Origin of the sequence: Wolbachia endosymbiont (group A) of Therophilus tumidulus (assembly GCF_964277345.1) — a bacterium.
Classification (GTDB): Bacteria; Pseudomonadota; Alphaproteobacteria; order Rickettsiales; family Anaplasmataceae; genus Wolbachia; species Wolbachia pipientis.
Genome location: NZ_OZ195515.1, coordinates 344,407 through 357,715, shown reverse-complemented (window position 1 = coordinate 357,715; position 13,309 = coordinate 344,407). Strand labels below are relative to the sequence as shown.

At 35.6% G+C, this 13,309-nt stretch carries 12 protein-coding genes, 1 tRNA gene and 2 pseudogenes; 9 read left to right on the top strand and 6 right to left on the bottom strand.

Annotated elements, in window-relative coordinates; genetic code table 11:
- The first annotated feature begins 97 nt into the window (after positions 1-97).
- The 4 genes from rplU to metK all read left to right on the top strand — a co-directional run bounded on the left by rplU (position 98) and on the right by metK (position 1,996).
- Positions 98-400 (top strand): 50S ribosomal protein L21, encoded by a 303-nt coding sequence (gene rplU, locus ACICQD_RS01930; protein WP_006279565.1) that lies wholly within the window; start codon positions 98-100, stop codon positions 398-400.
- A 10-nt stretch (positions 401-410) separates the two neighbouring features.
- Positions 411-680 (top strand): 50S ribosomal protein L27, encoded by a 270-nt coding sequence (gene rpmA, locus ACICQD_RS01925; protein ID WP_006279564.1) that lies wholly within the window; start codon positions 411-413, stop codon positions 678-680.
- A gap of 9 nt (positions 681-689) precedes the next feature.
- Positions 690-766, top strand: a tRNA-Ile gene (locus ACICQD_RS01920).
- A gap of 57 nt (positions 767-823) precedes the next feature.
- Complete coding sequence (gene metK / locus ACICQD_RS01915) at positions 824-1,996, top strand: methionine adenosyltransferase (RefSeq protein WP_265038243.1); 1,173 nt, start codon at positions 824-826, stop codon at positions 1,994-1,996.
- Positions 1,997-2,189: 193 nt separating this feature from the next.
- Here the strand turns inward: metK and ACICQD_RS01910 are convergent.
- Both ACICQD_RS01910 and ACICQD_RS01905 read right to left on the bottom strand, forming a co-directional pair.
- Positions 2,190-2,701, bottom strand: a pseudogene (locus ACICQD_RS01910) (IS5-like element ISWpi1 family transposase); the annotation flags it as partial.
- 12 nt (positions 2,702-2,713) lie between these two features.
- Positions 2,714-3,480, bottom strand: a protein-coding gene (locus ACICQD_RS01905; protein ID WP_395461441.1) for an IS5 family transposase whose coding sequence is annotated in 2 segments (ribosomal slippage) — positions 2,714-3,153 and positions 3,153-3,480 — 768 coding nt in all. Because the reading frame shifts where the segments join, the coding sequence is not laid out codon by codon here.
- Here ACICQD_RS01905 and ACICQD_RS01900 point away from each other — a divergent pair.
- The 3 genes from ACICQD_RS01900 to ruvC are packed head-to-tail and all read left to right on the top strand — an operon-like array spanning position 3,423 to position 5,428.
- Positions 3,423-4,064 (top strand): TenA family protein, encoded by a 642-nt coding sequence (locus ACICQD_RS01900; RefSeq protein ID WP_395461511.1) that lies wholly within the window; start codon positions 3,423-3,425, stop codon positions 4,062-4,064. The two genes, ACICQD_RS01905 and ACICQD_RS01900, sit on opposite strands and share 58 nt — an antisense overlap.
- A 47-nt stretch (positions 4,065-4,111) precedes the next feature.
- The gene (locus ACICQD_RS01895; protein ID WP_006279354.1) at positions 4,112-4,939 is read left to right on the top strand and encodes a cytochrome c oxidase subunit 3; all 828 of its coding nucleotides are present in this window, start codon (positions 4,112-4,114) and stop codon (positions 4,937-4,939) included.
- Positions 4,940-5,428, top strand: coding sequence for a crossover junction endodeoxyribonuclease RuvC (gene ruvC / locus ACICQD_RS01890; RefSeq protein WP_209473140.1), 489 nt, complete (start codon positions 4,940-4,942; stop codon positions 5,426-5,428).
- Positions 5,429-5,472: 44 nt separating this feature from the next.
- On the opposite strand, the gene ruvX is transcribed toward ruvC, so the two are convergent.
- The gene (ruvX, locus tag ACICQD_RS01885; RefSeq protein ID WP_209473142.1) at positions 5,473-5,940 is read right to left on the bottom strand and encodes a Holliday junction resolvase RuvX; all 468 of its coding nucleotides are present in this window, start codon (positions 5,938-5,940) and stop codon (positions 5,473-5,475) included.
- Positions 5,941-7,123: 1,183 nt separating this feature from the next.
- Between ruvX and gatB the strand changes: the two genes are divergently transcribed.
- Positions 7,124-8,548 (top strand): Asp-tRNA(Asn)/Glu-tRNA(Gln) amidotransferase subunit GatB, encoded by a 1,425-nt coding sequence (gene gatB, locus ACICQD_RS01880; protein WP_395461510.1) that lies wholly within the window; start codon positions 7,124-7,126, stop codon positions 8,546-8,548.
- 132 nt (positions 8,549-8,680) lie between these two features.
- Positions 8,681-11,488, top strand: coding sequence for an ankyrin repeat domain-containing protein (locus ACICQD_RS01875; protein ID WP_395461509.1), 2,808 nt, complete (start codon positions 8,681-8,683; stop codon positions 11,486-11,488).
- 6 nt (positions 11,489-11,494) lie between these two features.
- Here ACICQD_RS01875 and ACICQD_RS01870 read toward each other — a convergent pair whose 3' ends face one another.
- The 3 genes and pseudogenes from ACICQD_RS01870 to ACICQD_RS01860 form a co-directional block, all read right to left on the bottom strand.
- The gene (locus ACICQD_RS01870) at positions 11,495-11,977 is read right to left on the bottom strand and encodes an IS630 family transposase (protein ID WP_231115908.1); all 483 of its coding nucleotides are present in this window, start codon (positions 11,975-11,977) and stop codon (positions 11,495-11,497) included.
- 28 nt (positions 11,978-12,005) lie between these two features.
- Positions 12,006-12,353, bottom strand: a complete 348-nt coding sequence (locus ACICQD_RS01865) for an IS630 transposase-related protein (protein WP_155968342.1) — start codon at positions 12,351-12,353, stop codon at positions 12,006-12,008.
- 78 nt (positions 12,354-12,431) lie between these two features.
- Positions 12,432-13,264 (bottom strand): annotated as a pseudogene (locus tag ACICQD_RS01860) (IS5 family transposase).
- Positions 13,265-13,309: the final 45 nt, after the last annotated feature.

Below are 13,309 nucleotides of genomic sequence, written 5' to 3'. Positions count from 1 at the left end.
AGCTCAAAAGGAACGTTAAGTCATGCTTTTTATTTATATTGACAGCGTATATGACATCGTTTACGATTAAAGTTAATAACAATAATTTATATTTATCATGTTTGCAGTAATTGAGACTGGTGGAAAGCAATATTTAGTAAAAGAAGGTAGTATAATAAAGGTAGAGAAGTTAGAAGCTGAAGAAAAAAAAGAGGTGGAAATCAATAAGGTGATTTGTATTTCAAATAATGGCTTATCTTATTCATCTAATGCTACTGTTAAAGCTGAAGTGTTGGAGCAGTGCAGGGGGGAAAAAATTATAATCTTTAAGAAGAAAAGAAGAAAAAATTACCGTAGGAAAACTGGTCATAGGCAGTATATAACTGTTCTTCGTATAAATGAAATTAGTCTTCAAAAGTAAGAGGTAAGATATGGCAACTAAAAAATCAGGTGGTAGTTCCTGTAATGGTAGAGATTCAGCGGGTCGTAGGTTAGGAATAAAGAAGAATGGGAAGGTTATTCCTGGTAACATAATTGTGCGCCAAAGAGGCACAAAATTCCATCCTGGGAAGAATGTTGGTATAGGTAAAGATCATACGATTTTTGCTAAAATAGAAGGCTGGGTCAGCTTTAGAAGGTCAGCAAATAAAAAGACTTTTATTGATATCGTGCCTACAGATAATATGAAAGCTTCAGCTTGAATAAATCATGGGTCTGTAGCTCAGGTGGTTAGAGCGCACGCCTGATAAGCGTGAGGTCGGAGGTTCAACTCTTCCCAGACCCACCATTTAGTAGTTACTAACTGTGTTTTCTATAGCGGTTTTGATATTGTATAAGCAAAAACATGAGTTTATATAAAAATTTAGTAACCAGTGAATCAGTGGCGGCTGGTCATCCAGATAAAGTAGCAGATCAAATTTCAGATGCAATACTTGATGAGTACCTTTTTACTGATCCTTTTGCGCGAGCTGCAATAGAGACTTTAGTCACCAAAGATAACGTTATTATAGCTGGGGAAGTGTTTGGGCCTAACATCAAAAATAGCAGGATTGAAAGTATTGTACGGAATACAATAAAAGATATTGGTTACAAGCACGATGGGTTCCACTGGAGAAAAGTGAAAGTAAATATATTGCTGCATGAGCAATCAAATGACATTGCAATAGGGTTGGATCAAGGTGCTGGAGATCAGGGCATAATGTATGGCTATGCAACAACAGAGACAGAAAACCTTATGCCGGCACCCATTTTTTATGCACACTCGATTCTGAAAAATATCATGAGCGCAGTTAAAGAAGCAAAACTTGGTCCAGATGCAAAGTCACAAATCACTTTGGCATATGAGAATAACCTCCCGGTACGTGCTGAAAGTATTATTGTCTCAATACAGCACCCTGAGGATTTGGATCAATCAAAAGTAAAAGAAATAATTTACCCTTACATAGTTTCATCTTTACCTGAAGGATGGATGTGTCCTGAGGAAAATCTCTTAGTCAATCCAACTGGTAGATTTGTTATTGGTGGACCGGTTAGTGATTGTGGATTAACCGGACGAAAAATTATGGTTGATACTTATGGAGGTTATATTCCACACGGTGGAGGAGCGTTTTCCGGAAAAGATGCAACCAAAGTTGATAGATCTGCGGCTTATATGGCAAGATATCTTGCTAAAAATATTGTCTTTGCAGGTTTGGCTGAACGTTGTCTTGTGCAGCTTTCTTATGCAATTGGTGTATCAAAACCTACTTCATTCTATATTGATACATTTGGTGCGAATAAGGTAGAGGAAAGAGTAATTAAAAAGTTTATCGAGAATAATATAGATTTATCAACAAAAGGCATAATCAAGCATTTATCGCTTAATCATCCTATATATAAACGTACAGCCTGTTATGGACATTTTGGTAAACAGTCGGAAAGGGACGGTGGATTTTCTTGGGAAAGCATGAACTTGTCTGCTGATCTTTGTAGAGAATTCAATATAGAAGGTAATAGTAAAATTTCTTTAGATTGCTAAAATTTTTGATTTACAGCCCCATATTTATATACTAGCTTATTGTTAAAGCATAGCACGCTTTTTCATAATAATTATACCACATTAGTAATAATTTTTATATTCAATTTTTATTGTGAGGCTTATAAAGTGTATAACGAAATAGAAGGAGAACTGTACAACGTAATTGTAAGAGGTTGTCCGGAAACTAGTAAATTCAAGCATATTCCCTCTTTAACATAACCCTACTCATAGCTAGGTATATGAAATTCTCAGTGGATGTTGTGAGTAAATCATACTCCTTCGATAGCCTTCTATTCCTATTAACCCAAGCAAAAGTCCTTTCTACAACCCATCTTCTTGGCTGTACTTTAAACCCTTGTTCTCTTGTTGGTAGTAGCTCAGGTGGCGTATCTTTGTGCACCCAAAATCTACATGGAGGCCTTTTAACAATTTCAATATCTATGTCATATTCTTCCTTTATGTGATTCTTTAAATTTCTTCCTTGGTATCCCATGTCAGCCCACATTTTTTTAACTTTAGTATATTTTGTTCTCATATTGTTTAATGCTATTTTAATACCATCTCTATCATTTTCGTTAGCAGCGCCTACGTAACAACCTAGTATAAAACCCTGAGTGTCTGTAATTATATGCCTTTTTCTACCCTTTACTTTTTTACTTCCATCATAGCCTTTGATCCCCCCTTTTCTGTAGTCTTTAGAACCTGTCTTGAAAGGAACTAAGCAGCTAATTTAGCAAGCATAATAGTAATCATATTAAAGGAGATATTAGTTTTTGAAGTAAGAGGAGAATGCTCATAATCCTTGCTCATACGTCTAAAATTGGAAAGCCAAGCAAAAGTTCTTTCAACAATCCACCGTTTAGGAATAACTTGAAATCCTACAGCATCAGCTGCTTTTTTAGTAATCGTCAATAAACATCCTGTTTTCAATAAACAGTAATTTTGCAATTTACCAATATATCCCTGATCAGCGAGAAACCTTTGTAGCGTTGGAGCTTTTCGTTTAGCTTGAGTAAAAAGATTTAGAGCACCATCACGATCTTGAATGCCTGCACTATGAACATCAGCTGTAATAATTAGGCCTATTGTATCCACAATGATGTGACGTTTTCTACCCTTTATTTTCTTGCCAGCATCATATCCTCTGGATCCCCTTTTTGAGTGGTTTTCACTGATTGACTATCAATTATTCCTACCGAAGGTATTTCATTTTTGCCAACCATTTTTCTTACCTTTTTTACTAACATATCGTGTATTTCTTCCAATTTGCCACTATTACGCCACCTGAGAAAATAATCATACACCGTTTTCCATGGCGGAAAATCTTTTGGCAGCATTCTCCACTGGCAACCACCTTTCATTATATATCTTATTGCATTAATAATTGTTCTAATATTGTGCTTTCTTGGCCGTCCTACTGCACCTTGTGCAACACTTGGCTCCAAAATTTCCCATTCTTTGTCACTTATATCACTTGGATACATTTTTACCTACTATTTTTTACTTATCTCATCATATTCTCTTTCTCATTTCTTTTCAAGACAGGCTCTTAGGTGATTATATTCGTACCACCTTAATTACTGCATCCAAAATGGAAGATTATAGTAGTATTATCTCGCTTGCTGAAGTAGCCCAAAGAGTAGTGACTGTTAATAGAATGCTATATGACTACTACTTTACTATGTACGGTATAAGTCGCGAAAAGAAATCTCTTGAGTGTTTTAATTTCACTAATTTTCTTTTATCCATCTCGCATAGTAATACCTATGAGGCTATGACGGTTTTGTATTCTTGCATGTTTATATACGAGACTGTCGTTGATAGCATGAAAAATAGATTCAAGAAAAATAATAGATATAGGGATTGGTTTAATTTTTGTTACAGTGATTCAGTAAAGTCTGGATGCATTATTTTGGAAAATATTGTTGATGGATATTGCAGCAGAGCAAGAGAAAACGAAAAGAGCAGAATGCTTGAGTTGTTTAGAATAACTGCACAATTTGTGTTAGATTTTTTGAACGGTGCATATAATTTTTCAAGATTCAATCAATTTCCTAAGGAACATTGACAATTTTAAGCTAATTTGTATCCTTAATAAGTATTTTTTAAAATGCTATGAAAAGTAAAGAACATGATTTTCATTTAGTGGATCCAAGCCCTTGGCCAATTGCTGTATCAGCAGCAATTCTTATTCTTGCACTTGGATTAGTTGGCGCGCTTCATAAACAAATTGTCGGAATGTTTTGTTTAGTTTTGGGAATCTCCGCAGTATCAGGGGTGCTGTTTTATTGGTGGAGAGATGTAATAAGGGAGGCCATTTATGACAAATGTCACACTGCCATTGTAAAACATGGACTCAAATTTGCAATGTACTTGTTTATTCTCTCGGAGGTCGTATTTTTTATAGTGTTCTTTTGTTCATTCTTTAAAGCCTGGCTTGATCCAGTTTTTTTATTTGAGGCGTTTTCTCCTGCAAAAAAAGTTGAATGGCCCCCTGAGGGAATTTTGCCACCTGATCCGTGGTCACTACCATTCATGAATACATTAATATTATTGCTTTCTGGTACAACAATTACTTGGGCAAATCACTCTTTACTTAAAAATGATAAAAAGAGCATGATTAAAATGCTGTCCATAACTATATTGCTTGGAGTTTTTTTTATAATAGTGCAAGCAATAGAGTATCATGAAGCGAGTTTTTCTCTACAAGAAACAGGAGAAAAGCTTATTTATACATCCAATTTTTATATGATTACCGGTTTTCACTGCGCACACGTTATAATAGGAATAATATTTTTATCAGTGTGTTTATTTAGAGCACGGAAAGGCCAATTTACACTTCAGGACCATTTGTGCTTTGAGTTTGCCTCCTGGTATTGGCACTTTGTAGATGTAGTCTGGATATTTTTATTTTTGTTTGTCTATTGGTTAAGCGTTTATTAAGTGGTTAAAATAATAGGTCTAGATCCAGGAATAAGCAAGACTGGGTGGGCCATTATCAGCCTGAACGAAAAAAATAATATTGAATTTTTGGGCGGCGGTACCATATCAACTGATGGTAAATTGGGTACAGGTGAACGCCTACATACAATTTTTGAACAATTAAAGAAAGTAATTTCCCTATACTCTCCGAATGAAGCTGCGGTAGAAAAAATTTTTGTTAATAAAAATCCTAAATCTTCACTAACTTTGGGATATGCAAGAGGGGTTGTAATTTTAGCGTTAAAAATAACAAAGCTAACTATGAATGAATATGATGCAAACTATGTAAAAAAAAGCATTACCGGAAATGGCCATGCTGATAAGGATCAGATTATATTTATGGTGAAGCAAATAGTTAAAAATTTGAGTATAAAATGCCACCATGCTGCTGACGCTCTTGCTGTAGCAATTTGTCATGCTTATACGAAAGGTTCTTGTTTTGTTGAGTAACTTTTATATGGGATTCAGTTTGAAGATTTCCAGATCTGGAAAAACTATTTGATTGTATTTATCTTGTCTAACGTTCGTTGCAAAATAATACATGCGGAGATTTTATCATCTATTTTTTTCGATTTTGTGATTGATACTCCAGTAATTTTTAGTGTATGAGTTGCGATAGATGTTGAGAAGCTTTCGTCTTGTAAGTATATATTTACTTTATATTTTTTTATTATTTTATTTGCGAATTGGATTATAGTTTTACACCATTTAGTTTCTTGCTCGTCCATTTTTAATGGTAGTCCTATTACCATTGATCCAGATTCATTTTCTTTGAATATTCTATGCAGATAACCTAAATCTTTGCTCATATTTTTTCTGTGATATATGCTATGAGCTGTGGCTATGAGCTGTGTTTTATCGCTAAATGCTATGCCTATTTGCTTTTCTCCCATGTCAAGGCACATTATGCGCTTATCTTTTGGAATAGACTTTAGAAACTCATCTGGATTTCTATGTAGCATCTATTAGACTTCCTTTAAAGTGACCTTACCAAAAAAGTGGAGAGAAAGTTAAGAAAATTTTTTACAAAAAGAATAATGAATCAAATTGCTCAGGAATGCAATAGACTTCTTGCATAACCCAAACTAAGTAGAAAAAAGGTATCATCTAAGTAGCTGACACTGGTTTCCATCCAAAAGGGCAGTGCCCCTATGATGTCATTCCAGTGCTTGACACTGGAATCCAGACTTTAATTGTTATACTTGTAAATAAGTCTGGTGAGAATAGACGTTCATCTCAAAATGCAGTATTTTTGTTGAAATAGCTCAACTGGATTCCAGCGTCACGCGCTGGAATGACACCTTTGTGTTTGCATAGCTGTACGAACATTGTGATTTGAGAGCAATCTCCACAAGGGAGGATGTCATTCCAGTGCCCAGACACTGGAATCCAGGAAAAAGAATGGTGTCATCCAAGTAGCTGACACTGGGATCCAGAAGACTTAATTTCAACCAAATAATAAAGGCTGGATCCCAGTGCTTGGCACTGGAATGACAGCAATCCTACGTCATACCGCGATTCATTCGCGGTATCTCGGCCGCTAACAAGTAGCGGGATGACGGTTATCGTTTAGCTACAGACATTAAGAAATTTACCAAACGAAAAAAAAGGCAAAAGAAGCCCCGTGGTTGGCTAATTACTTACATTATACTTTCAAGTATGGCGTTTTTTTATTCTAAACACTTAATAACCGCGATTCAGTTGCTTTTAAACCGCAACTAATCTAAATTATAAACGTTAAGAAATTTACTAAACAGAAAAAAAGGCAAAAGAAACCCTAGGGTAGCTAGTTATTCACTATCCATTTTTTAAGTTGGCGTTTTTTTATGTTTTAAACGCTTTATAAGCGCGTTTCAGCTTATGTAGGTAGAAGTTTTATAAAGACATAAGGTGCACATAGTGCAAAAAATTAAACATGAGACGCCAGATACGTGAGTTTTTTTGTCATTTAATCTGTACAGAGAAGATAAATAAATAGCTTCAATTTTATGATAAGAGGGCTGGCGAAGCTTGTCAAGTAATCTTTTGCATTTAACCCGTTTCTATGGGTAAAACAATCTGCATACCACTTAGCTAACATGAGTTTTGTTTTGACTTTTTGTGCTAATTTTGCAGAATATTAAGATTATCATTTAAATAAAATACATGACGAAAGAGGATTGGGAAGCAGTAATTGGGCTTGAGGTGCACGCTCAAGTTTCTTCTAATACGAAGCTATTTTCTAGCTCATCAACGGAATTTGGTGCTGAGCATAACACTCAAGTTTCTCTAGTTGATGCGGCAATGCCAGGTACGCTGCCAATACTAAATTATTACTGCATAGAGCAAGCAATACGCACCGGTCTTGCACTTTCTGCAGAAATTAATAAGTATTCTTACTTTGATCGGAAAAATTATTTTTATCCTGATTTACCGCAAGGGTACCAGATAACCCAGTTTTTTGAGCCAATAGTTAAAAATGGTAGAGTATTTATCAACGATAATGAAAAAGAAATAAGAATCGCGAGAATTCATTTAGAGCAAGATGCAGGAAAGAGCGTTCATGAGGAAAGCAGAACTTATGTAGAGTTAAATCGTGCAGGGGTTGCTTTAATGGAAATTGTTTCAGAGCCAGATCTCCGTTCATCTGCGGAAGCTGCAGAATGCATGAAAAAATTGAGGCAGATTTTGCGTTACATTGGTTCATGTGATGGTGATATGGAAAAGGGATCACTTCGTTGTGATGCAAATGTTTCTGTCCGCCTAAAAGGCAGTAGTACATTTGGCACTCGTTGTGAGATAAAAAATCTGAACTCGATACGTTATATTGTGCAAGCTATAGACTATGAAATACAAAGACAAATTGAAATTTTAGAAAGTGGAGAAGAAATAAGTCAAGATACCTTATTATTTGATGTTGCTTTGGGAAAAACAAAAGTGATGAGAAGCAAAGAGGATGCAAGCGACTATAGATACTTCCCTGAGCCTGATTTATTACCTGTTGAGGTAAGCCAGGATAAAATCGATTCTATTAAATCATCTTTACCCGAGTTGCCAGATCAAAAAAAGCTGCGATACATTGAGGAATTGGGTATCAACGAATACGATGCAAACGTCATTACCTCCGATAAAGCAATTGCTGATTATTTTGAGGAATTGATAAAAAAACATGATTCAAAGCTCGCCGTTACCTGGTTAACCGTAGAGCTTTTTGGTCGTTTGAATAAAGCAGGTATTGATATTGTGAGCTCCCCAATCAAAGCAAATGCTTTGTCCGAACTCTTAGATTTTATCGTTGATGGAACAATCTCTGCTAAACTTGGCAAGCAGGTATTCGATAGTATGTTTGAAACTGGCAAACCTGCATCTTTAATTATAGAAGAGCAAGACCTAAAACAAATAACCGATAGAGGTCAAATATCAGGAGTTATCGACACAATCGTCAATAACAACCAAGATAAAGTTCAAGAATACAAAAGCGGTAAAACAAAGTTATACGGATTCTTTGTCGGCGAAGTTATGAAACTTACCAAAGGAAAAGCCAGCCCTGATGTGGTGAATTCAATTTTGAGTGAGAGATTAAGTAATTAGTCACATTTTTTTATTTACATAACAGCACATCTCGTAGATATTCTCAGATTTACGCTACGATATCTGTATATCATGACATATAACTTTTTTACCATTTGTTGGTACTATTTTTAAAATTATGTGAGGTTGAGGATGCTTGAAGATCATCCTGTTTGGGGGGCAAAATGTTCTCGCCATGGTATTGACTATCAAGAGTTGTGGCTCATATTATTTCTCATGCGTGTGATGGATAAAAAATGTCCTTTCCGCTTAGCTACAGAATTGAAGTCAGCTGCAGGCTTTGATGATGTTGTTCTCCAATGTAAGCAAAATAAAACAACAATACATAGGTTTGTGCAAGTCAAACACAAACAAGATGGAACTGAAAAAATCAGTGTAGGTAGCTTATTAACAAAGAGTGGTGAGTTTAATTTGTTGAAATACTTTATTGCTTATTTAAAGATCAAAAGTAATGGAAAGTTTAAGGGTGAGATGAAGTATTTTGCTATTGTTACGAATATTGATTTTGATTTCACAGATTCAGCACAACATGAAGTGAGAAAGCTGAGAATGATGTCGAGTGGAAAGAATAAAGAAAAGGAAATTTCAGTTATAAGAATAGACACACAAGATGAGTTTCTGGATGTAGGTGATGGTGTAAGATATAAATTTGATAATAGTATTATCTCATACTTGCAGGAAAATAAGGATTTTATAAAGGGTAAGGTAGGTAGAGAAGTCAGTGATAAAGAAGTCGAAGACTTTTTAAATGAACTAGTGTTTGCGGTTAATTTGCCCAATGAAAGTCAGCTAAAAGAATTGTTTAAAGGTGAGATGAGTGGTAGATTGGCCAAAAAGTTTGGCTATGTTGGTGACAATGAAATCTTTTGCAATGACCTTCTGGAGAAAATATCAGACTGGGTGAAAGATATAAAAGGACGTTTTCTTTCGCCAGAAGAAGGAAAAGAATTTTTCCAAAAAGTGGAGCTATGGGCCAGCACTCTATGTGGGATAGAACGAGGGGTAAAGAAAGGGAATAAAGGAATTGATAAAATAGCAAAACAACAGCATAAGGATAGTAAAACACTGAATGAAATACATGCAGCTGTAACAGCGCAAAATAACAAGCAAAGACCCCATAAGAAACCTTATGGTCCTCGTGACAAAAAATCGAAAGCAAGAGAAGAAGGAGATATAGAAGAATCAGATGAATTTGATGAAATAGAAGCTTTAGAATTTGTTAAAAGGGCTTTGAATATAGAAAACAATTTACAGAATAAGGAAATAAAAAAGCTAGCACAGGAACTACAATATTCCCAATTGGCTTTAAAACTAGCGGTTACATATATTAGTGAAGAAAATATTGTATTTAGTCATAGGGGTAGAAAAAGGATTAGAGTTGGTGGCTATCTGAAAAAGTGTGAAAAGATAGCAGAGAAGCTACTTGACTTTAAGTCCGAATATAAAAGTGATCGTTATGCTAAGGCAACTTTCATAACTTGGAAAATTACAATTGATGCTATAGCGCAAAAAAAATTTGGGCCGGAAGCATTGAGCATTCTCGAGATAATTGCCTATTTTTCTCCTAATGAGATTTATATAGAAGAAATCTTTTCACAGCAAGTAGCTAATGATAAAGAAGCGTTGTGGAATGCTGTTGAGTTACTTAATCGATATTCAATGATTAAATTAAGGGAAGGAGTAGTAAATATTTACAGACTAGTGCGAAAGGTGACTAGATTAAAATTACAAGAGAAAGGCCGAGAAGAAGAGGTCTTAAGGAAAGCTCTAGAATTGATAAACAGTTATGATGTATTAATAGATAATTCTATTGTTGCATCTGTTTGGGGATATGTGAGTAAGTATGGTGAGTTAATTGACGAATTTTACTTTAATCCTATTTATGGTAAATGGAAATATACACCGTTGCATTCACTTGCCGAAAGTGGCAGTTATGAGGCAGTTAGGTGCGTATTAACACATATGGAAGAAAAACACCCAGATAAATTTAATTGTGTTGTTAATGCTAGGGATGGATCTGACAGCACTCCATTGTGTTCAGCTGTTGAGAGTGGAGGATTGGACATAGTGCAATATTTTATCAATAAGGGTGCAGATGTCAATGCTAAGAGCAGATATGGTATCACTCCGTTACATCAGGCTGTTTATGATGGAAGGGTTGATATAGTAGAATACCTTATAGGCAAAGGGGCGGACGTTAATGCTAAAGATGAAAGTGGCTTCACTGCGTTACACTGGGCTACTATGATGTATAGGGTTGACGTGGCTAAGGTACTATTAAAACATAATGCAGATGTTAATGCTAAGGATAAAGATGGCGATACTTCGCTACATCTTGCTACTAAGATGGGTAGGGTTGCCGTAGCTAAGGTACTATTAGAACATAATGTAGATGTTAATGTTAAGAACGAACAAAATAGAATTTCGCTGCACTATGTTGCTAGAAGTGGAAGTATAGAAACGATAGAATGCCTCATTGAAAAAGGTGCCGATGTTAACGCTAAAGATGAAAATGGCAACACTCCGCTACACTTTGCTGCTATTATGGGAAATTTTGACACGGCTAGAGTGCTACTAAAACACAATGCAGATGTTGATACTAAGAATAATAGGGGAATGACAGCATTGCATTATGCCACTGATTTTGATCACCAAGAACTTGTGGAGTTACTTTCAGCTCGTGATACAAATTCTATTGACGATGGGATGTGTATGGTTGCTTTAGCTAAGACACTATTGAAACACACCACAAATGTTAGTGTTAAGAACGAATGCAATAAAACTCCACTGCACCATGCTGCTAAAATTGGAAGTGAAAAATTAACAAAATACTTCATTAAAGAAGGGGATGATGTTAACGCTAAAGATGAAAATGGCAACACTCCGCTACACTTTGCTGCTATTATGGGAAATTTTGACACGGCTAGAGTGCTACTATAGTATTTTCTAAAATGAATGATAAATTTCCATTATGGTATTACCAACCAAAAGTTGTAAGTCTGTATATTTATGCATTAAAGGTCTGAGGCGGCTTTTGATGGTATTCCAACAATGCTCTATAGGGTTCAAATCTGGTGAATATGTTGGCAGATAGAGCAAACGGCATCTAGCATTATCTATTAACTCCTTTGTTTTGGGAGTTTTATGGAATGTGGCATTGTCCATAACTATTGTAGTACCATGTGGCAATTTAGGTAATAACATCTTCTCTAACCATGTATTGAATACCTCTTTGTCACACCCACCTTTGAAAGTCATTGGTGCAATAAATCTCTTTCCAATCCACCCGCCTATTATACTGATTCTCTCTCGTTTTCTTCCTGGAATATCTGCATAAATTTTCTTTCCTATTGGAGCACGTCCATACTCTCGGTATAACCTATTATCAACTCCTGCTTCATCTATATATAAGATGCTGGAATGGTCTATTTTTGAGATTTTATCGGTAAATCGCTGCCTATCTTCTTGATTGCGCTCTTGATATAGTGTAACTTTTTTTTAAAGTAATTCTTAGCTGTTTCAGCCTATACCAAATTGAATTTATTCCAAATCCAAGATTTTGTTTCATCTCTGCCAGCGTATGATCTGGATTCTTTTTAACATATTCTTCGAGTATTTTTGGGTCTATTTTTCGAATAAAGCTGCCGTTTTTCGATGGCCTTAGGCTTTCACCAGCGGCTTTCTTTCTTAACCAGCGGTACAGAGTTGCTATTCCTATCTCCAAAAGCTCTGCCACCTCAACCTTTGACTTCCCTTTTTCTATCATCGATACTGCCCTTTCCCTTAAATCCACACTATACGCCATTATAACTCAAATAGCTTATTATACCTTTATCATTTACTTTGGGAAGTACTATATGAGGTTGTCCGGAAACTAGTAAATTCAAGCATATTCCCTCTTTAACATAACCCTACTCATAGCTAGGTATATGAAATTCTCAGTGGATGTTGTGAGTAAATCATACTCCTTCGATAGCCTTCTATTCCTATTAACCCAAGCAAAAGTCCTTTCTACAACCCATCTTCTTGGCTGTACTTTAAACCCTTGTTCTCTTGTTGGTAGTAGCTCAGGTGGCGTATCTTTGTGCACCCAAAATCTACATGGAGGCCTTTTAACAATTTCAATATCTATGTCATATTCTTCCTTTATGTGATTCTTTAAATTTCTTCCTTGGTATCCCATGTCAGCCCACATTTTTTTAACTTTAGTATATTTTGTTCTCATATTGTTTAATGCTATTTTAATACCATCTCTATCATTTTCGTTAGCAGCGCCTACGTAACAACCTAGTATAAAACCCTGAGTGTCTGTAATTATATGCCTTTTTCTACCCTTTACTTTTTTACTTCCATCATAGCCTTTGATCCCCCCTTTTCTGTAGTCTTTACAGATTGACTATCTACTATACAGGCACTCGGCTGCTCATTCCTTCCTATTTTTCTTCTACTATATTTTGTAATTTCATAATTCATTTTCTCAAAAATTCCCTGCTTCTTCCATTGCCTGAACTGCTCATACACAGTCTTCCATAGCGGAAAATCATTTGGTAAATACCGCCATTGACACCCTGTACGCAATACATAGAAAATTGCTTCTAATATTTCTTTTTTGCTATACTTTGGCGGCCTTCCTCCTTTCTTGTATGATACTCTGAAGTGTTTTTCTATTCTTGCCCATTCCCTTTCGCTTAGATCTGTTGGATACTTTTTTCTCATCTTTACCCCGTACTAAAATTTCAGATATTATAGCCTTTTACTTGT

What these genes read in the sequence shown, in the direction of transcription:
- rplU (WP_006279565.1), top strand. Translation starts at nt 98, where the DNA reads ATGTTTGCAGTAATTGAGACTGGTGGAAAGCAATATTTAGTAAAAGAA.
- rpmA (WP_006279564.1), top strand. Translation starts at nt 411, where the DNA reads ATGGCAACTAAAAAATCAGGTGGTAGTTCCTGTAATGGTAGAGATTCA.
- metK (WP_265038243.1), top strand. Translation starts at nt 824, where the DNA reads ATGAGTTTATATAAAAATTTAGTAACCAGTGAATCAGTGGCGGCTGGT.
- ACICQD_RS01895 (WP_006279354.1), top strand. Translation starts at nt 4,112, where the DNA reads ATGAAAAGTAAAGAACATGATTTTCATTTAGTGGATCCAAGCCCTTGG.
- ruvX (WP_209473142.1), bottom strand. Translation starts at nt 5,940, where the DNA reads ATGCTACATAGAAATCCAGATGAGTTTCTAAAGTCTATTCCAAAAGAT.
- gatB (WP_395461510.1), top strand. Translation starts at nt 7,124, where the DNA reads ATGACGAAAGAGGATTGGGAAGCAGTAATTGGGCTTGAGGTGCACGCT.
- ACICQD_RS01875 (WP_395461509.1), top strand. Translation starts at nt 8,681, where the DNA reads ATGCTTGAAGATCATCCTGTTTGGGGGGCAAAATGTTCTCGCCATGGT.
- ACICQD_RS01865 (WP_155968342.1), bottom strand. Translation starts at nt 12,353, where the DNA reads ATGGCGTATAGTGTGGATTTAAGGGAAAGGGCAGTATCGATGATAGAA.